The following is a 17,980-nucleotide window of genomic DNA, read 5'->3' as shown; positions in this document are numbered from 1 at the left end:
GGGCGGCCGGGTCGCGGTGCGGCGGCTCAGGGACCCTCGGCGAGGGCCGCCCAGGCCGCGCGGGCGTCGGCGTCCCACCGGGCGTGCAGGGTGCTGAACAGGTCGGCGGCCCGGGCGCCGGCCCACGGGTCGGGGAGCAGCTCGGCGGGCAGCTCCGGATCGAGGAACGGGAACCGGCGCCAGGCGTGCACGAGCCGCACCTGCCGGGCCAGCACCCCCTGGCCGGCGGCCGGGTCGGTGCGGCGGCCGGGATCGAACTCGTCGAGGAACTCCTGGTAGGCCTGTTCGACCCGGTCCAGGTCCCAGGCCTGCGCGACGATCTCGGACGGGCGCCCGATGCCGCCGTAGTGCCCGACGAACGAGCTGCTCATGCCACCCAGGTCCAGCTCGTCGAGGACGGCGGCGACCTGCGGTTCCTTGCCAGGGTCGGGGGAGACCCACACCCCCGGTGCCGGGGAGCCGAGCCCGGCCCAGGCGAGCCGGGTGCGGAGCCGGTGGCGCAGCCGCCTGCGGGACTCCGGCACGCTGGCCAGCAGGACCAGCCACCGGCCGTCCCAGCCGGTCGCCGGCCTGCCGAAGGCGTAGATCCGGGCGGCGCCGTCGGACAGCAGCCGGTGGCCGGGCCCGGTCAGCGACCAGCGGACCCGGCGGCCGTCCCGGTCGGAGGTGAGCAGGCCCTCGGCGGCGGTGCGGGCCAGCGCCTGACGTGCCGACTTGGACTCCACCCCGAGCTCGCCCAGCACGTCGAGCAGCGCCCGCGTCCACACCGGTGCGCCGGAGGGCAGCACGAACTCGCCGAGGACGGTGAGCAGCAGCGACCGGGCCGAGGTCTGGCCGAGCTCGCGGCGGCGCAGCGCCGAGTCGTCGGTGTCGGCGACGAGCTCCGATCCGGCGGGGCAGGGGTCACGGAATGGGGTGGCCATGGTCGGGTCAGCCTAGAACCCGGTACTACCGTGGGGGCCGTGACCGCCCCCGGATCCGACCACAGCCCGGGGGCGACCCCGTACGGCACCTCCGGACTGCTCGCGACCGACCGGTCGCACGTCTGGCACCCGTATGCCCCGATGCCCGCGACGACGACCCCGATCGTCGTCGAGTCCGCGTCCGGGGTGCGGCTGCGGCTGCCCGACGGCCGGGAGCTCGTCGACGGGATGTCGTCGTGGTGGTCGGCGATCCACGGCTACCAGCACCCGCGGCTGGACCGGGCGGTGCAGGACCAGCTCGGCCGGATGAGCCACGTGATGTTCGGCGGGATCACCCACGGGCCCGCGGTCGATCTGGCCCGGTTGCTCGTCGAGATCACCCCCGACGGCCTGGACCACGTCTTCCTCGCCGACTCCGGTTCGGTGTCGGTGGAGGTCGCGATCAAGATGTGCCTGCAGTACTGGCGGTCCCGCGGGCGACCGGGGAAGCACCGGCTGATGACCTGGCGGCGCGGCTACCACGGGGACACCTTCGGTGCCATGAGCGTGTGCGACCCGGACGGTGGCATGCACTCGCTGTGGAGCGACGTGCTGCCCCAGCAGGTGTTCGCCGACGCCCCGCCGGAGGACTTCTCGCACGCCTACGTCGCGCACCTGGCCGAGCTGGTCGAGACGCACGCCGACGAGCTCGCCGCGATCGTCGTCGAACCGGTCGTGCAGGGCGCCGGCGGGATGCGCTTCCACGATCCGCGCTACCTGCACGTGCTGCGCGAGCTGTGCCTGGCCCACGACGTGCTGCTGGTGTTCGACGAGATCGCCACCGGCTTCGGCCGGACCGGCGAGCTGTTCGCCGCCGACCACGCCGGCATCGCTCCCGACGTCATGTGCCTGGGCAAGGCGCTGACCGGCGGATACCTGACGATGGCCGCGACACTGTGCAGCTCCCGGGTGGCCGCGGGTATCAGCGACGGCGAGGCCGGGGTCCTCATGCACGGTCCGACGTTCATGGGCAACCCGCTCGCGGCATCGGTGGCGCACGCCTCGGTGAGCCTGCTGCTCGAGCGCGACTGGCGGCGCGAGGTGAAGGACATCGCCGCCGGGATGCGGGCCGGGCTCGCCCCGGCGCGCTCGCTGCCCGGGGTGCGCGAGGTCCGGATACTCGGGGCGATCGGGGTGATCGAGCTGGACGGCGAGGTCGACGTCCCCGCCGCGACGGCCGCCGCGGTGGTCGCCGGCGCCTGGCTCCGGCCGTTCCGGAACCTGGTCTACGCGATGCCGCCGTTCATCTGCTCGCGCCCGGACATCGCCCTGATCACGGCCGCGATGCGCGCCGCTGCCCTTGCCGGGCAACAGGATCGGCCCAGGCAACAGGGTCGGCCCAGGCAAGAGGGTCGGCACTGACCGCCGGCCGCCACCGGTCCGAGTGGATCATGGGGTGATCCGGGTCACGTTACGCTCCGGTGAACGGTCCTGACCGGGCGTTTCGTCGTGGGCGACCGAATCGATGAGAACAGCTCTCATCGCGGTCCGATTGCGTGAGGAGCTGCAACGCCGGCCGGGTCACGAGCCCCCCGGCGTCGCTCCGGCACAGCCGTACAGCCGTGCAGTGACCGCATCGTCGCGGTCCGCCGCCCCCAACGGACCGATCTCGGAGGATCCGGTGCATCCGCACAATCACTCCAGCAACACCAGCAACACCAGTCACACCAGTTCCGCTCGAGCCACCCAGGACGAGCACGCCCCCGCCGAGTCCGGCCGGGGTGAGCACTCCCCGCCCGGCGACGGCCGGTTCGTTCGGATGTTCCCGCACGCACGGGCGGATCTCTCCGCGTCGGTCGTGGTCTTCCTGGTCGCGGTGCCGCTCTCGCTCGGCATCGCCGTCGCCTCCGGCGCGCCGATCCTGGCCGGGCTCGTCGCCGCGGTCGTCGGCGCCGTGGTGGCCGGACTGCTCGGCGGTTCACCGCTGCAGGTCTCCGGCCCGGCGGCCGGGCTCACCGTGATCGTCGCCGAGCTGGTCAACCGCTTCGGCTGGGAGGTCACCTGCCTGATCACGGCCGGCGCCGGTGTGCTGCAGGTCGCCTTCGGGCTGACCCGGCTGGCCCGGTTCGCGCAGGCCATCCCGCCCGCCGTCGTGCACGGGATGCTCGCGGGCATCGGCGTCACCATCGCCGTCTCCCAGCTGAACGTCGTGTTCGGCGGCGAGTCGCGCACCGGGGCGGTCGACTCGCTGCTCGCGCTGCCCGGCTCCGTGGCTGCACTCTCGCCGGCGGCGCTGCTGCTCGGAGCCCTGGTCATCGCGCTGATGCTGACCTGGCCGCGGCTGCCCCGGCCGGTGTCCGCGGTGCCCGGCGCGCTGATCGCCGTGCTCGCCGCCACGGCACTCTCGCTCACCGTCCCCGCCGCCGCCGGCGTCGTCCGGGTCGAGCTGGGGGGCTCGTTGCTGGATGCGCTGTCGACGCCGGTGCTGCCCGAGTCGGACTGGGCCGGCGTGCTCGGCGGGATGCTGACGGTGGCGCTGATCGCCAGCGTGGAGTCGCTGCTCTCGGCGGTCGCGGTCGAACGGATGCGACCGGGAACGCGCACGAACGCCGACCGGGAGCTGGTCGGCCAGGGCGCCGCCAACACGGTCTCCGGCATGATCGGCGGGCTGCCGGTGACCGGCGTGATCGTCCGCTCGTCGGCGAACGTCCGCGCCGGCGCGCAGACCAGGGCGTCGGGTGTGCTGCACGGCGTCTGGATCGCGCTGTTCGCGATCGTGCTGATCGACGTCGTCGAGCTCGTCCCCATGGCCGCACTGGCCGGACTGCTGGTCGTGGTCGGCCTGCAGCTGGTCAAACCGGCGGACATCCGCACCGCCCGCACCCACGGGGAGCTGGCGATCTACCTGGCGACGCTGGCCGGCGTCGTCGTGCTGAACCTGCTCGAAGGTGTGCTGATCGGGCTCGCGCTCGCCGGTCTCATGCTGCTGTGGCGGGCCGTCCGCTCGCGTCCGCACCTGGAGCAGCACGCGGACGGTCGCTGCGAGCTCGTCGTCGAGGGGACGCTGTGCTTCCTCTCGGTGCCCCGGCTGTCGAGGGAGCTCAACAGCGTCCCGCGCGGGGTCGACACCACCGTCCGGCTGGTCACCGACTACCTCGACCACGCCGCCTACGACCACCTGCTCGCCTGGAAGGCGCGGCACGAGGGCACCGGCGCGACGGTCACGGTGATCGAGCCCGACGCCGCCCGGCCGGCCCCGACGGCGTCCTACGCGACCTGGACGCAGTGGCAGTCGGTGCAGCCGGTCGATCAGGAGCCGCGCGAACCGCTGATGGCCGGTGTCGCGGCATATCACGAGAACACCCGGGAGCGGATCCGTCCGACGATGTCCGGGCTGGCCGACGGCCAGGCCCCGTCCGCGATGATGATCACCTGCGCCGACTCGCGGGTGCTGCCGCACGTGATCACGCACAGCGGGCCGGGTGACGTGTTCACCGTCCAGAACGTCGGCAACCTCGCGGTCGGGCCGGGCACCGCCGCCGCGGTCGAGTTCGCGACCTCGGCGCTCGACGTCCCGCTCGTCGCGGTCTGCGGGCACTCCGGCTGCGGCGCGATGAACGGGCTGCGTGCCGGGCTGGCCGGCTCCGAGGGCGATCTCGGACGCTGGCTGCTCGAGGCCCGTCCGGTGCTGCGGGCCTTCGAGCGCGGGCACCCGGTCGGCGTCGCGGCCGCCGCCGACGGCTTCGACGAGACCGACCAGCTGGCCATGGTCAACGTGGCGATGCAGTTGGAGATGCTGCGCGCCAAGCAGTCCGGTCCGGCGCTGATGGGCCTGTTCTACGACATCGGCAGCGCAGCGGTGCTGGTGTTCGACGAGGACGCCCAGCGATTCGTCCCGATCCGTCCCGATGACGCGGCGTCCGGCTCCGGCCTGGACCGGATCGCCGCCGGGCACGGGCACGGGATCGTGACGATCGGCGCAGCGGCCGGCACGGGTGTGAGGTGATCGTCCCGGCGCGGACCGATCGGGTGGTCCGCGCCGGGAACATCCGGCGGTATCCGGTCGTTGGATCCGGGCATGGCCACCGTGGAATTGACCACCGACAACTTCAACGACGTCGTGGGCGCGCCGGGGACGACCGTCCTGATCGACTTCTGGGCGTCCTGGTGCGGCCCGTGCAAGCAGTTCGCCCCCGTCTACGACGCCGCGTCCGACAACCACCAGGACGTGACGTTCGGGAAGGTCGACACCGAGGCGCAGCAGGAGCTGGCCGGAGCGTTCGGAATCTCCTCGATCCCGACCGTGATGGCGGTCCGCGACGGGGTCGTCCTCTACTCGGAGCCGGGCGCGCTGCCCGCCGAGGCACTGGAGGACCTCATCGGCCAGGTGAAGGCGGTCGACATGGACGAGGTCCGCGCGGCCGTTGCCGAGCAGGAGAAGCAGGCCGGCGGCGAGGCCCCGCAGGCCTGACGCGCGAACGCCGGAGCGGCCCCGCACATCCCGGTGTGCGGGGCCGTTCGCCGTCCCGGACCCGTTGCCTAGGCTCCGGAGTGTGATCCACCCCGCCGCACACCCGTTGGCCTGGCTCGACGAGCGTGCCGCCGCCCGCACCGACGCCGGGCTGCGCCGCCGGTTGCGTCCCCGCGGCCCGTCCGGCGCGGACACCCCGATCGACCTCGCCGGCAACGACTACCTCGGCCTCTCGGACGACCCGCGGGTGGTCGCGGGCGGGATCGAGGCGCTGCGGGTGTGGGGCGCGGGCTCCACCGGATCGCGGCTGGTCACCGGCAGCACCACGCTGCACCGGGACCTCGAGACCGAGCTGGCCGGGTTCTGCGGGTTCACCGATGCGCTCGTCTTCTCCTCCGGCTACACCGCGAACCTCGGCGTCGTCACCGCGCTGACCGGGCCCGGGGCGCTGATCGTGTCGGACGCCGCGTCGCACGCGTCGCTGGTGGACGCCTGCCGGTTGTCCCGGGCGCGGGTGGTGGTCGTCCCGCACGCCGATCCGGACGCGGTCGCCGGCGTGCTCGCCGCCCGCACCGAGGAGCGGGCGCTCGTGGTGACCGACACCGTCGGCTCCGCCGACGGCGATCTCGCGCCGCTGCGCGCCCTGCACCGGGCCTGCCGGGCGCACGGCGCCGTGCTGCTGGCCGACGAGGCGCACGGCCTGGGGGTGCGCGGCCCCGGCGGCCGCGGTCTGCTCGCCGAGACCGGACTGGCCGGGCAGGACGACGTCGTCGGCACGGTCACGCTGTCCAAGGCGCTCGGCAGCCAGGGCGGTGCGGTGCTCGGCCCGGCCGCGGTGATCGCGCACCTGGTCGACGCGGCGCGCTCCTTCATCTTCGACACCGGTCTGGCGCCCGCGGCGACCGGCTCCGCGCTCGCCGCCCTGCGGGTGCTGGCCGCGGAGCCGGAGCGGGCCGCCGACGTGCTGCGGGTGGCGGCGGTGCTCGCCACGGCCGCGGGCGCCGCGGTCCCGGTCTCGGCGGTGGTGCCGGTGGTACTCGGCGAACCCGGCCCGGCGCTCGCCGCGGCCACGGCCTGCCTCGCCCGCGGGGTACACGTCGGGTGCTTCCGGCCGCCGTCGGTGCCGCCCGGGACCTCACGGCTGCGGCTCACCGCGCGGGCCGGGCTGCCCGAGGCCGACCTGCGGCGGGCCACGTCGGTACTGACCGAGGTGCTCGACGGCGTCCGCGCCGGGAGCGCCCGATGAGCGACCGGACGGCCGGCCGGATCGTGGTCGTCACCGGGACCGGGACCGGCGTCGGAAAGACCGTCGTGACGGCCGCGCTGGCCGCGGTCGCGCTCGCCGGCGGGCTGCGGGCCGCGGTGCTCAAGCCCGCCCAGACCGGCGTCGGGCCGGACGAGCCGGGCGACGCCGACGTGATCGCCGGACTGGTCCCGGGGATCACCGTGCGCGAGCTGGCCCGCTACCCGGATCCGCTGGCCCCGGCGACGGCGGCCCGCCGGGCCGGGCAGGCGCCGGTGACCCCGGACGACGCGGCCGCCGCCGCCCGCGAACTGGCCCGCGACCACGACCTGGTGCTGGTCGAGGGGGCCGGCGGGCTGCTCGTCCGGTTCGACGACGACGGCGGCACCCTCGCCGATGTCGCCCGCTCGCTCGGTGCACCGGTCGTGGTGGTCGCCGCGGCGGGTCTGGGCACGCTGAACCACACCGGCCTGACCGTCGAGGCGCTGCACGCGCGCGGGCTGGTCTGCGCGGGGGTCGTCGTCGGGGAGTGGCCGGACACGCCCGACCTCGCTGCCCGGTGCAATCTCGCCGATCTTCCGGCGACGACCGGGGTACCGCTGCTCGGCGCCCTGCCGGCCGGTCTCGGTGCCGCCACACCGGACGGGTTCGGGACCGTTGCGTGGCACACACTGGGCGCGATGCCGCTGGGCCGCTGGCAGGATGCCGGATCATGACGACCGCCCGGACCGACGTCCTCACCGTCGCGCGCGCCCAGGTCCTCGACCAGGGCACCGGCCTCACCCCGGCCCAGGTGCGCGAGGTGCTCGACCTTCCCGACGACCGCCTCGACGATCTGCTGGAGCTCGCCCACGAGGTGCGGATGCGCTGGTGCGGGCCGGACGTCGAGGTGGAGGGGATCATCTCGCTGAAGACCGGCGGCTGCCCGGAGGACTGCCACTTCTGCTCCCAGTCCGGGCTGTTCGCCTCGCCGGTCCGCTCGGCCTGGCTGGACATCCCGATGCTGGTGGAGGCCGCCAAGCAGACCGCGAAGACCGGGGCGACCGAGTTCTGCATCGTCGCCGCCGTCCGCGGGCCGGACGAGCGGCTGATGGCCCAGGTCGCCGCCGGGATCCAGGCGATCCGCGACGAGATCGACATCAACATCGCCTGCTCGCTGGGCATGCTGACCCAGGAGCAGGTCGACGAGCTCGCCGCGATGGGCGTGCACCGCTACAACCACAACCTGGAGACCGCCCGCTCGCACTTCCCGAACGTCGTCACCACGCACACATGGGAGGAGCGCTGGGGCACCCTGCGGATGGTGCGCGAGGCCGGGATGGAGGTGTGCTGCGGCGGCATCGTCGGGATGGGGGAGACCCTGGACCAGCGCGCCGAGTTCGCCGGTCAGCTCGCCGAGCTGGAGCCCGACGAGGTGCCGCTGAACTTCCTCAACCCGCGCCCGGGGACGCCGTTCGGGGATCTCGAGCCGATGTCCGGACCGGATGCGCTGCGCACCGTCGCCGCGTTCCGGCTGGCCCTGCCGCGCACGATCCTGCGGTTCGCCGGTGGCCGGGAGATCACCCTCGGCGATCTCGGCGCGCGCAAGGGCCTGCTCGGCGGGATCAACGCCGTCATCGTCGGGAACTACCTGACCACCCTGGGCCGGCCCGCCGAGTCCGACATCGACCTGCTCGGTGAGCTGGAGATGCCGATCAAGGCTCTGAACGAGTCGTTGTGAGCGCGCCGGCCACGGCCCACCCGCGGGAGGCGGGCGGGCCGTACTGCGACCAGTGCGGGGAGCCGTCGGCCGGGTCGTCGCACGCGCGCTGTGCCGGGCGCCGCGAGCTGGAGCCGCCACGGTTCTGCCCGACCTGCGCGCGGCGGATGGTGGTGCAGGTCGATCCGGTCGGCTGGAACGCCCGCTGTTCGCGACACGGTGAGATCAGCGCCTGACGGCGCGCCCCGGCACCGGGACCGGGGCCGGGTACGGCAGGCTGACCGGCATGGCGATCAACTGGGGCCCGCTGCTGCGCAAGGCCGCCGACCTGGCGTTCCGGCTGCTGAAGGACTCGCAGAAGCAGCAGCGCCGGCAGCCGCAGCGGACCCGGTCCGCGCGGCCGTCGGCGCCACCCGCGGCGGGCGGCCGGGTCCGCGCTGCACCCACCGGTGACCGCGCCCGCCAGGTCGTCTACGCCCCCGAGCCGGACGGGTCCGCCGACCCGGGCGAGATCGTCTGGACCTGGGTGCCCTACGAGGAGGACCCGAACCAGGGCAAGGACCGCCCGCTGCTGGTCGTCGGCCGGTCCGGCGAGGATCTGCTCGCGCTGATGCTGTCCAGCCAGGACCGGCGGGCCGGCGACCCGGACTGGGTCGGCATCGGTTCCGGGGCGTGGGACCGGGAGGGCCGGGACTCCTACATCCGGCTGGACCGGGTGCTGGAGATCGACGAGCACGGGATCCGCCGGGAGGGCGCGGTGCTCGACCGCAGCCGCTTCGACCGGGTGGCGACCGAGCTGAGAAACCGTTACGGCTGGCGCTGAGCACGGTGTAGGGTCCGGATCATCATGAGGCTCTGACGACGTCCCCGACCGCGGCCGTGGCTCTCGCCCCCGCCGGTCGTCCTCCGTGTTCCGGAGCGTCGTCGTGTCTTCCGCTGTTGATCTGCAGGCCCTCACCGCGCACGGCCTGACCCACTCCTACGCCACCCGGGCGGGCCGGCCACCGGTGCTCGACGGCGTCGATCTCACGGTCGCCCCCGGCGCCCGGATCGGCCTGGTCGGGGAGAACGGCACCGGCAAGTCGACGCTGCTGCGCCTGCTCGCCGGCGTCGAGCGGCCGGACGCCGGGCAGGTGCACGCGCCCGCCGATCTGGTGTACCTGCCGCAGGAGCCTGCGCTCGACGCCGGCGGCACCGTCGGCGGTCTGCTCGACGACGCGCTGCGCCCGCTGCACGACGCGGTCGCCGAGCTGGAACGCCTCGCCGCCGCGCTGGCCGACGACCCGTCCGCGGCGGCCGGCTACGACCGGATGCTGGCCTGGGCGGTGGCGCACGACGCCTGGGACGCCGACCGTCGCGCCGAGGTCACCGCGGGTGCGCTCGGCGTCGCGGGCCTGGACCGGGACCGGGCGGTCGGGACGCTGTCCGGTGGGCAGCGCACCCGGCTCGCGATGGCGGCGGCACTGGTCCGCCGCCCGGCCTGCCTGCTCCTGGACGAGCCCACCAACCACCTCGACGACGATGCGCTCGACCTGCTGGAACGCTCACTGACCGAGCTGCCCGGGGTGGTGGTGGCGGCGAGCCACGACCGGACGTTCCTGGACCGGGTCTGCACCGGCCTGCTGGACCTCGACGCCGGCGCGCTCGGTACCGACGGGCACGGCGGCCGCCGGTTCGGCGGGTCGTTCACCGAGTACCTGCAGGCACAGGCGGCGAGCCGACAGCGCTGGGAGGAGACCTTCGCCGCTCAGCAGGAGGAGATCGATCGGCTCCGGGACCGTTCCCGGATCTCGATGTCGGCGATCGCGCCCGGCCGCGGCCCGCGGGACAACGACAAGTTCATCCACGCGTTCAAGGGGGCGAACGTGGAACGCACCCGGGCCCGCCGGGTGCACGACGCGCAGCGCCGGCTGGAGATCGCCGAGCGGGACGCGCTGCCGAAGCCGCCGCAGCCGTTGCGGTTCGCCGGCCGGCTGACCGGGGACGACGCCGGGGCAGGCCTCGCGGTGCAGGTCCGCGATCTGGTCGTCGAGCACCGGCTGCGGCTCGACCGGCTGGATCTGCCCGCCGGTTCCGGATTGCTGGTCACCGGCCCGAACGGATCGGGCAAGTCCACCCTGCTGGCGGTGCTGCACCGGGATCTCGCGCCGTCGTCCGGTGTGGTGGACGTGCGGGCGCGGCGGGTCGGGCTGCTCACCCAGGACCCGGAGATCGGATCGCCGGAGCGCACCGCCGCGCAGGCCTATGCCGCGCTGCTGGGGCCGGACCTCGCCGAGCGGGTGCCGCTGCGCGAGCTGGGCCTGCTGCATCCGCGCGAGCACGGCACCCGGGTCGGCGATCTGAGCCTCGGTCAGCGGCGGCGGCTGGCACTGGCCGTCGCGGTCGCCGACGCGCCCGACCTGCTGCTGCTCGACGAGCCGACCAACCACGTCTCGCTGCGGCTGGCCGGTGAGCTGGAGGAGGCACTCGGGTCGGCGCCGGGGACGGTGCTGGTCACCTCGCACGACCGGTGGCTGCGACGCCGGTGGGACGGGGCGGTGCTGGAGCTGTAGTACTCGCTCGAAGCACTAGTTGGCGCTGTGCTCGTCGGTGAAGGTGCCGTGCGGCGCCGGCACCGCGCGGAGCCGGTCCAGCAGCCCGCGCTCGCGGGCGAGCAGCCGGCGCACCTCGCGCAGCCGCTGCACCGGATCGGTCTGTTCCAGCAGGTCCTGCCGGTCTGTCAGCGGGAGCAGACAGTCCTCGGCGAGCAGGTGGGCGAGCTCGGCGGTGGGTGTGTCCTCGCCCGGCTCGGACCAGTCACCGGTCCGCCAGGCGGTCCCGCAGTAGCTGCGGTGCGCCGCCCGCGCCGCCCGCTCCAGCATCGTGACCAGGCGCGGATCGGTCCCGCCGGTGGGCGTTCGGTCGGGCAGGAACTCGACGGTCCCGCACATGTACGACCGGCTGTCCCGGTCGGCGTCGAGCAGCCGGAACCGGCGTCCGCCGCGGGTGACCACGTCGTACCGCCCGTCCGGCAGCCGGCGCGCGTCGAGCAGTACCGCGGTGCAGCCGACCCGGTGCATCCCGTCCGTGCCGGACCGGTCGGGGGAATGCCCCTCGCGGACCGCGACCACGCCGAACTCCTTGTCCGGAACGACGCCGGTGATCAGATCGACGGTGAGCTGCCGGTAGCGGGGCTCGAAGATGTGCAGGGGGAGCGCCGCGCCGGGCATCAGCACCGTTCCCAGCGGGAACAGCGGAATCGTCGCGGACACCGGTTCACGGTAATACGGCGTCGGCCGGACCGCCCGACCGCCGCTCGGCCCCGCCCGGTGCGGGCGGTCGGAGCACGGCGAAGGCGTCGGTCACCCGCAGCGTGCGGTCGGTGAACCGGAACAGCGCGGCGGGACGTCCACCGGCCCGGCCCGGCGGCTCCGTGTCACCGGTGGGCTCGAGGAGATCCCGCCGGGTCAGGACGCGTTGCAGGTTGGTCGCCGAGACCGGATGCCCGAGCGCTGCGACGTAGTGGTCGCGCAGCGCCGAGATGGTGAACGCCGCCGGCGCGATGGCGAACCCGAGGTTGGTGTAGGAGAGCTTGGCGCGCAGGCGTTCCCGTGCGGAGTCGACGATGCCGGCGTGGTCGAACGCGGTCGCCGGGAGCGCGTCGATCTCGTGCCATGCGGTGTCCGGGGGCAGCTCCGGATCGGCGTCGGAGGGCACCAGCCCGAGGAAGGCGGTCGCGATCGTCCGGGGGCCGGGGGTGCGGTGCGGATCGGAGAACACCGACAGCTGCTCGACGTGGGCGACCTCGCGGACGTCGACCTTCTCGGCGAGCTGGCGCCGGACCGAGGTCTCGACGTCCTCGTCGGAGGCCAGTCGCCCGCCGGGCAGCGACCACCGCCCGGCGTCGGGTGCGAGCGCGCGTTGCCACAGCAGAACCCGGAGGCTGCCGTCCCGGATTCCGAGCACGGCGGCGAGCACCTCGTGCATGGCCGGCAGCGACGTCACGGGACGAGCCTAGGCCGCGCCCGGCACAGCACGGGCGGGTGACGGCCGGGTGGCCGGAAGGTGAGGTCCCGGTCACGCGGTGGGTGTCTGCGCGGCGGGCCCGGTGCTACGATCCACCCAGTTTCCGCTCACTAGGCGAAAACCTGATCTGCCCGGGAGGGCGAGATGACCGGAACGCTGACGGCACCGGGGGCGACAGCGGTCGACCCGGCCTGGGCCGACGAGGTCCGCACACTGGCGCGCAAGCGCGACGCGGTCCTGCTGGCGCACAACTACCAGCTGCCCGAGATCCAGGACATCGCTGACCACGTGGGGGACTCGCTCGCGCTGTCCCGGATCGCGGCCTCCTCGGAGGCGTCGACGATCGTGTTCTGCGGCGTGCACTTCATGGCCGAGACCGCGAAGATCCTCGCCCCGGACAAGACGGTGCTGATCCCGGACGCGCGCGCCGGCTGCTCGCTGGCCGACTCGATCACCGTCGAGCAGCTGCAGGAGTGGAAGGCCGAGCACCCCGGTGCGGTCGTCGTCTCCTACGTGAACACCACCGCCGCGGTCAAGGCCGAGACCGACGTGTGCTGCACCTCGTCGAACGCGGTGGAGGTCGTCGACTCGATCCCGCGCGACCGCGAGGTGCTGTTCCTGCCCGACCAGTTCCTCGGCGCGCACGTCCGCCGGGTGCTCGACCGGGAGAACATGCACGTCTGGGCCGGTGAGTGCCACGTGCACGCCGGCATCAACGGCCGCCAGCTCGCCGACCAGGCGACCGCGCACCCCGATGCCGACCTGTTCGTGCACCCGGAGTGCGGCTGCGCGACGTCGGCCCTCTACCTGGCGGGCACCGGCGCGGTGCCGGAGAGCCAGGTGAAGATCCTCTCCACCGGCGGCATGATCGACGCCGCCCGCGCGACCGGCGCGAAGGAGGTACTCGTGGCGACCGAGGTCGGCATGCTGCACCAGCTCCGCCGGGCCGCACCGGATATCGAGTTCCGGGCGGTGAACGACCGGGCGTCCTGCACCTACATGAAGATGATCACGCCGGAGGCGCTGCTGCGCTCGGTCCGGCACGGCACCGACGAGGTGCACGTCGATCCCGATCTCGCCGCGCGCGGCCGGGCCGCGGTGCAGCGGATGATCGAGATCGGCAACCCGGGGAGCGCCGAGTGACCTGGGAGGCAGGAGCCGATCTGGTCGTCGTCGGCTCCGGGGTGGCCGGGCTGACCGCGGCCCTGGACGCTGCCGCCGCCGGGCTGCGCACCGTCGTCGTCACCAAGGACGGCATCGGCGAGGGCTCCACCCGCTGGGCCCAGGGCGGGGTCGCCGTGGTGCTCGGCGACATCGCGGGCGACAGCCTCGAGGCACACGTCGCGGACACCCTCGGTGCGGGCGGCGGGCTCAACGAGCTCGCCGCGGTGGACACCGTCGTCCGCGGTGGTCCGGACGCGGTCCGCAGGCTCCGCGAACGCGGCGCCCTGTTCGACGCCCGCGGTGCCCGCCTGGAACGGACCCGCGAGGGCGGCCACTCCGCGCTGCGGGTGGTGCACGCCGGTGGCGACGCGACCGGCGCCGAGATCGAGCGTGCGCTGGTCGAGGCAGCCCGCTCCGAGGGGCTGACCGTGCTCGACGGGCACGTCGCGGTGGACGCGCTGCGCGATGCCGCCGGCCGGGTGGTCGGCCTGTCGGTGCTGGACGGCGACGGCCGCGCCGGGATGCTGCGCGCACCGGCGGTGCTGCTGGCCTCCGGCGGCTACGGCCAGCTCTACGCCTCCACCACGAACCCGGCGACGGCCACCGGCGACGGTGTCGCGCTGGCCCTGCGGGCCGGGGCGACCGCATCGGACCTGGAGTTCGTGCAGTTCCACCCGACGGTGCTGTGGTCCGGTCCCGGGTCGGACACCGCGGGCCGGCGGCCGCTGGTCACCGAGGCGGTCCGCGGCGAGGGTGCGGTGCTGCGCGACCGCACCGGGTACGCCTTCATGGCCGCCGTGCACGAGCGCGCCGACCTGGCCCCGCGTGATGTCGTCGCCGCCGCGATCACCCGGCGGATGATCGAGACCGGCACCGACTGCGTCTATCTGGACGCGACCGGGCTGGACGGGTTCGCCCGCCGCTTCCCGACCGTGCACGCCTCCTGTGCCGCGGTCGGGATCGACCCCGCGACCGACCCGATACCGGTCACCCCGGCCGCGCACTACGCCTGCGGCGGGGTCGTCGCCGACACCGACGGCCGGACCGGGGTGCCCGGGCTGTACGCGGCCGGCGAGGTGGCGCGGACCGGCCTGCACGGCGCGAACCGGCTGGCGTCCAACTCGCTGCTGGAGGGGCTCGTGGTGGGCGAACGCGCGGTGCGGGCGGTGCTCGCCGATCGCGGGCTCGCCGCGCTGTCCGCGCCGGTCGAGCCGACTCCGGCGCTGCCGGTCGCCGACCGGACGGTGGTGCAGCGGGCGATGACCACCTGCGCCGGGATCGGCCGGGACGCGACCGGGCTGGCGACCGCGTCCGACGCGATCGAGGCGGCCACCGTCACCGCAGCCCCGGTCGGCCGCGCCGGCGTGGAGGACGCCGCGCTGACCCTGCTGGCCCAGGCTGTGCTCACCGCGGCGGGCACCCGGCGGGAGACCCGCGGCTGTCACGTGCGCACCGACTTCCCGGACCGCGACGACGTGCACCAGCGGGCCTCGCTGCCGATCCGGCTGGACGGCTCCGGACGGCCGATGGTGGTCGCCGACGCGCTGGTGGGTGCGGCGTGACCGCCCGGATCGCGGCCGGGGTCGGCGGGAACGCCGAGATCGGTGTCCCGGACCCGGACGATCTCGACCGGGTGGTGCGCACCGCGCTCGCCGAGGACCTGCGCTACGGGCCGGACGCGACGACCAGGGCCACGGTCCGCACCGACGCGATGGCCCACGCCGCGTTCACCCCGCGCGCCGACGGCGTCCTCGCCGGGCTCCCCGCGGTGCACGCGGTGCTGCACGCCGTGCTCGGCGACGGGATCGGCCCGGGCACCGGGCAGGTGCAGTACGAGGTCGGCTACTCGATCGGCTCCACCGCGGCCGACGGGGACCGGCTGGTGGCAGGCGAACCGGCGCTGGTCGTGTACGGGCCGGTGCAGGGGCTGCTCACCGCGGAGCGGACCGCGCTGAACCTGCTGTGTCACCTGTCCGGGATCGCGACCGCGACCCGGGCCTGGGTGGACGCCGTCGACGGCACCGGTGCCCGGATCCGGGACACCCGCAAGACACTGCCCGGGCTGCGGCTGCTGGAGAAGTACGCCGTCCGCTGCGGTGGCGGGACCAACCACCGGCTCGGGCTGGGCGACGCCGTGCTGATCAAGGACAACCACGTGGCGGCCGCCGGATCGGTGGGTGCGGCGCTGGCCGCGGCCCGCGCCGCCGCCCCGGACCTGCCGTGCGAGGTGGAGGTCGACTCGCTGGAGCAGCTCGACGAGGTTCTCGGGTCGGCCGCCGAGCTGGTGTTGCTGGACAACTTCACGGTCGCCGACACCGCGGCCGCCGTCCGCCGCCGGGACGCCGCGGCGGCCGCCTCCGGGCACCGCACGCTGCTGGAGTCCTCCGGGGGGTTGGCGCTGGCGAACGCACGGGACTACGCGGAGACCGGTGTCGACTTCCTCGCGGTGGGTGCACTGACGCACTCGGTGACGGCGCTGGATCTCGGACTGGATCTCGTCCCGCGGTGACGCCGGGACCGGGCGGGGCCGGGCCCGCCCGGCCCCGCGCCGCGGGGTCACCGCCCGAGCAGTTCCTTCTGCACCGGCGCCGGGTAGCGGACCGAGAATCGGACGTCGCCGAGCAGCTCGCGGATCCGCTGCGCGGCGGCGTCGATCCCGGCGAGCACGGCGGGGCCGGGATCTGCGCCGGGGGCGGTGCCGGAATCCGTGCCGGCAGCCGTGCCCCGGGAACACAGCCGGGTCGCGATCGTGCCGTCCGGGCGCTGCACCCAGCTCCCGGCGATCCGCCCGTCGACCCAGATGGCCGGGCCGCCGTTGCCGTTGCGGTCGAACAGCAGCGCCGCCGCCTCCGGACCGAGGTACCAGTCGCGGGCCTTCCAGCCCATCGTCGTCGGATCGAGGCCGGGCAGCAGCGCCACCGACGGCCCCGGGTCGTCGACCGGGTCGACGTCGTCGGGCAGCAGCCGGCCGGTGCCGCCGCCGTCGAGCGAGACGGGCACGGCGCCGACGTCGGCCAGCGCGGCCTTCGTGGTCGCGACCGTCCAGCCCGCCCACCAGCGGAGGTCGTCGCGGGTGGCGGGGCCGAACGCCCGCAGGTACGCACGCGCCAGCCCGGCCGCCGCGGTACGCCGGTCGACCGGCTCGCCGAGCCCCCCGGGCAGCCAGTTCCCGGCGGCGGCCCAGCGGTACTGGCCGTTGATCCAGGTCCCGGTCGGGCGGGCGCGCAGTACCCGGCCCTCGAACCCGAGGATCAGCAGCACCCGGGTGTGCGCCGGGTAGCTGCCCGGACCGATCTGCACCGCCGTCCCGGACAGTTCCGGGAGTGCGGTGCCGATCTCACGGGCGGTGGTCGGGCCACGCTCGGTCAGCAGAGCGAGCACGCTCCGGGCGGCGTCGTCGAACCAGGCGGGCGGATCGGCGATCCCGGCGGCGCCGAGCTGGGTCATCAGGTCACGCCGCTGCACGGCGGCGACGTCGACCGTGGCGGCGTGGTGGGCCAGCGCGGCGTGCCGGTGGCCGAACACCCACAGCGTGCGGCGCATCGCGTGGTGGCGGAGCAGGGTGCGGTCGTCGTAGAGCGCGGCCGAGACCGCCTCGAGGGTGGGGGTGTGCATCCGCGCGGCCGCCGACAGATAGACGGTGACCGGGTCGGTGGAGTGCAGCGCGACCAGATCATCGGCGACGGCGACGACGTCGTCGGTCCGGGTGTGCGGGACCAGCCGGTGCCGGACGACCAGCCGGGCCCGGCGCTCGGCATCGTCCACGTGCCGGACGGGCTCAGCGGTGCTCATGGCCGGAGGGTGCCACGGGGCACCGACAGTCACGGCCCCGACGGGGACGTCCGTCAGCCGGGGAGCCGGCGGGCGGCCAGCAGGGCGGCCAGGTTCGTGGTGAGCGGCACCGGCGCGTCGAGCACCAGCTCCTCGCCGGGACGGGCCCGGGCCGTCTCCACCCAGCGGCCGTCGCGCAGCGCGTAGCCGGTGGCGTCCGGCCCGGCGGCGGTGAGATCGATCCGCAGCAGGTGCCCGATCCCGGCGGCCGCGTACAGCGCGGGTTTCACCTGGTCCGCCGTGCTCTGCCGGTTCGCCCGGTCGATCGCAGTGTTGATCCCGACCACCAGCCGTACATGGCGGGCCTCCCACACCACCGCATCCGGGTCGATGCCGGGCCCGGCATCGACCACCGCGAGATCCGGGATGAGGATCCGGTCCGGCCCGAGCCGCACGTTCACCGCCTCGAACACGTCGAGATCGTCCGGGCGGGCGCGTTCGAAGAGGTAACAGAGCCGGAAGGACAGCTTCCGGTGCGGGCTGCCCGGGCTCGGGCTCACGAGGAGCCCCCCGTCGAGCAGCTAGATCCGGCGCCGGTCGTCGGGCAGCTGGAGGAAGCCGTCCTCGGTCCAGTGCTCGGGCGCGTCCGGCTCGGGGCCGTAGACGGGTGCGGCCATCGGCTGATCACCTCCGGGGCGTCGGGGTCCACGGTGGCAGCATCGACC

Annotated in this window: 17 protein-coding genes; 12 read left to right on the top strand and 5 right to left on the bottom strand. The window is 74.7% G+C overall.

From position 1 onward, the window contains the following. Positions 1–26: 26 nt before the first annotated feature. Positions 27–923, bottom strand: a complete 897-nt coding sequence (locus Pdca_RS21105; RefSeq protein WP_085912972.1) for a PaaX family transcriptional regulator — start codon at positions 921–923, stop codon at positions 27–29. A gap of 39 nt (positions 924–962) precedes the next feature. Here Pdca_RS21105 and Pdca_RS21100 point away from each other — a divergent pair, with 39 nt between their 5' ends. The 9 genes from Pdca_RS21100 to Pdca_RS21060 all read left to right on the top strand — a co-directional run bounded on the left by Pdca_RS21100 (position 963) and on the right by Pdca_RS21060 (position 10,867). Continuing rightward, on the top strand, positions 963–2,324 hold the full coding sequence (locus Pdca_RS21100) for an adenosylmethionine--8-amino-7-oxononanoate transaminase (protein WP_085912973.1): 1,362 nt from the start codon (positions 963–965) through the stop codon (positions 2,322–2,324). A 259-nt stretch (positions 2,325–2,583) separates the two neighbouring features. Then, positions 2,584–4,908: a SulP family inorganic anion transporter gene (locus tag Pdca_RS21095; RefSeq protein WP_085913098.1), complete on the top strand. Its 2,325-nt coding sequence runs from the start codon at positions 2,584–2,586 to the stop codon at positions 4,906–4,908. Between the two features lie 72 nt (positions 4,909–4,980). Beyond that, positions 4,981–5,373: a thioredoxin gene (gene trxA / locus Pdca_RS21090; RefSeq protein ID WP_085912974.1), complete on the top strand. Its 393-nt coding sequence runs from the start codon at positions 4,981–4,983 to the stop codon at positions 5,371–5,373. An 82-nt stretch (positions 5,374–5,455) separates the two neighbouring features. Continuing rightward, on the top strand, positions 5,456–6,619 hold the full coding sequence (locus Pdca_RS21085) for an 8-amino-7-oxononanoate synthase (RefSeq protein WP_197719788.1): 1,164 nt from the start codon (positions 5,456–5,458) through the stop codon (positions 6,617–6,619). Continuing rightward, positions 6,616–7,332 (top strand): dethiobiotin synthase, encoded by a 717-nt coding sequence (bioD, locus tag Pdca_RS21080; protein WP_085912975.1) that lies wholly within the window; start codon positions 6,616–6,618, stop codon positions 7,330–7,332. The genes Pdca_RS21085 and bioD overlap by 4 nt, the downstream gene beginning before the upstream one ends. Then, complete coding sequence (gene bioB / locus Pdca_RS21075; RefSeq protein ID WP_085912976.1) at positions 7,329–8,336, top strand: biotin synthase BioB; 1,008 nt, start codon at positions 7,329–7,331, stop codon at positions 8,334–8,336. Before bioD ends, bioB begins: the two co-directional genes overlap by 4 nt. Beyond that, positions 8,333–8,551, top strand: coding sequence for a biotin synthase auxiliary protein BsaP (gene bsaP, locus Pdca_RS21070; RefSeq protein WP_085912977.1), 219 nt, complete (start codon positions 8,333–8,335; stop codon positions 8,549–8,551). The genes bioB and bsaP overlap by 4 nt, the downstream gene beginning before the upstream one ends. A gap of 50 nt (positions 8,552–8,601) precedes the next feature. Beyond that, positions 8,602–9,138 (top strand): type II toxin-antitoxin system PemK/MazF family toxin, encoded by a 537-nt coding sequence (locus tag Pdca_RS21065; protein ID WP_085912978.1) that lies wholly within the window; start codon positions 8,602–8,604, stop codon positions 9,136–9,138. A 103-nt stretch (positions 9,139–9,241) separates the two neighbouring features. Further along, positions 9,242–10,867, top strand: a complete 1,626-nt coding sequence (locus Pdca_RS21060) for an ABC-F family ATP-binding cassette domain-containing protein (protein WP_085913100.1) — start codon at positions 9,242–9,244, stop codon at positions 10,865–10,867. A 15-nt stretch (positions 10,868–10,882) separates the two neighbouring features. Here the strand turns inward: Pdca_RS21060 and Pdca_RS21055 are convergent, their stop codons facing one another. After that, complete coding sequence (locus Pdca_RS21055; protein ID WP_085912979.1) at positions 10,883–11,566, bottom strand: LON peptidase substrate-binding domain-containing protein; 684 nt, start codon at positions 11,564–11,566, stop codon at positions 10,883–10,885. A gap of 4 nt (positions 11,567–11,570) precedes the next feature. After that, positions 11,571–12,281 carry an NUDIX hydrolase gene (locus Pdca_RS21050; RefSeq protein ID WP_085912980.1) on the bottom strand — a complete coding sequence of 237 codons (711 nt, stop codon included), beginning with the start codon at positions 12,279–12,281 and terminating at the stop codon, positions 11,571–11,573. Positions 12,282–12,464: 183 nt separating this feature from the next. Between Pdca_RS21050 and nadA the strand changes: the two genes are divergently transcribed. From nadA to nadC, 3 genes are read left to right on the top strand one after another with little or no spacing between them, the layout of a single operon-like run. Further along, the gene (gene nadA / locus Pdca_RS21045; RefSeq protein ID WP_085912981.1) at positions 12,465–13,463 is read left to right on the top strand and encodes a quinolinate synthase NadA; all 999 of its coding nucleotides are present in this window, start codon (positions 12,465–12,467) and stop codon (positions 13,461–13,463) included. After that, entirely contained in the window at positions 13,460–15,046 is a 1,587-nt protein-coding gene (locus Pdca_RS21040) for an L-aspartate oxidase (RefSeq protein ID WP_085912982.1), read from the top strand. The genes nadA and Pdca_RS21040 overlap by 4 nt, the downstream gene beginning before the upstream one ends. Beyond that, on the top strand, positions 15,043–15,993 hold the full coding sequence (nadC, locus tag Pdca_RS21035; protein ID WP_085912983.1) for a carboxylating nicotinate-nucleotide diphosphorylase: 951 nt from the start codon (positions 15,043–15,045) through the stop codon (positions 15,991–15,993). The genes Pdca_RS21040 and nadC overlap by 4 nt, the downstream gene beginning before the upstream one ends. Before the next feature lie 47 nt (positions 15,994–16,040). On the opposite strand, the gene Pdca_RS21030 is transcribed toward nadC, so the two are convergent. Both Pdca_RS21030 and Pdca_RS21025 read right to left on the bottom strand, forming a co-directional pair. After that, positions 16,041–17,276, bottom strand: coding sequence for a winged helix DNA-binding domain-containing protein (locus tag Pdca_RS21030; protein ID WP_085912984.1), 1,236 nt, complete (start codon positions 17,274–17,276; stop codon positions 16,041–16,043). A gap of 53 nt (positions 17,277–17,329) precedes the next feature. Then, the gene (locus Pdca_RS21025) at positions 17,330–17,836 is read right to left on the bottom strand and encodes a Uma2 family endonuclease (RefSeq protein ID WP_085912985.1); all 507 of its coding nucleotides are present in this window, start codon (positions 17,834–17,836) and stop codon (positions 17,330–17,332) included. Positions 17,837–17,980 lie beyond the last annotated feature (144 nt).

It is taken from the genome of Pseudonocardia autotrophica (assembly GCF_003945385.1).
GTDB classification, from domain to species: domain Bacteria; phylum Actinomycetota; class Actinomycetes; order Mycobacteriales; family Pseudonocardiaceae; genus Pseudonocardia; species Pseudonocardia autotrophica.
Note: the sequence above shows the minus strand (reverse complement) of the source record. Positions and strands in the feature narration are given on the sequence as shown.

Bases quoted from the DNA above. Each gene is read 5' to 3' on its own strand.
- nadA (WP_085912981.1), top strand. From the start codon at position 12,465: ATGACCGGAACGCTGACGGCACCGGGGGCGACAGCGGTCGACCCGGCC.
- bioB (WP_085912976.1), top strand. From the start codon at position 7,329: ATGACGACCGCCCGGACCGACGTCCTCACCGTCGCGCGCGCCCAGGTC.
- bioD (WP_085912975.1), top strand. From the start codon at position 6,616: ATGAGCGACCGGACGGCCGGCCGGATCGTGGTCGTCACCGGGACCGGG.
- Pdca_RS21050 (WP_085912980.1), bottom strand. From the start codon at position 12,281: ATGCACGAGGTGCTCGCCGCCGTGCTCGGAATCCGGGACGGCAGCCTC.
- trxA (WP_085912974.1), top strand. From the start codon at position 4,981: ATGGCCACCGTGGAATTGACCACCGACAACTTCAACGACGTCGTGGGC.
- Pdca_RS21065 (WP_085912978.1), top strand. From the start codon at position 8,602: ATGGCGATCAACTGGGGCCCGCTGCTGCGCAAGGCCGCCGACCTGGCG.
- Pdca_RS21105 (WP_085912972.1), bottom strand. From the start codon at position 923: ATGGCCACCCCATTCCGTGACCCCTGCCCCGCCGGATCGGAGCTCGTC.
- Pdca_RS21030 (WP_085912984.1), bottom strand. From the start codon at position 17,276: ATGAGCACCGCTGAGCCCGTCCGGCACGTGGACGATGCCGAGCGCCGG.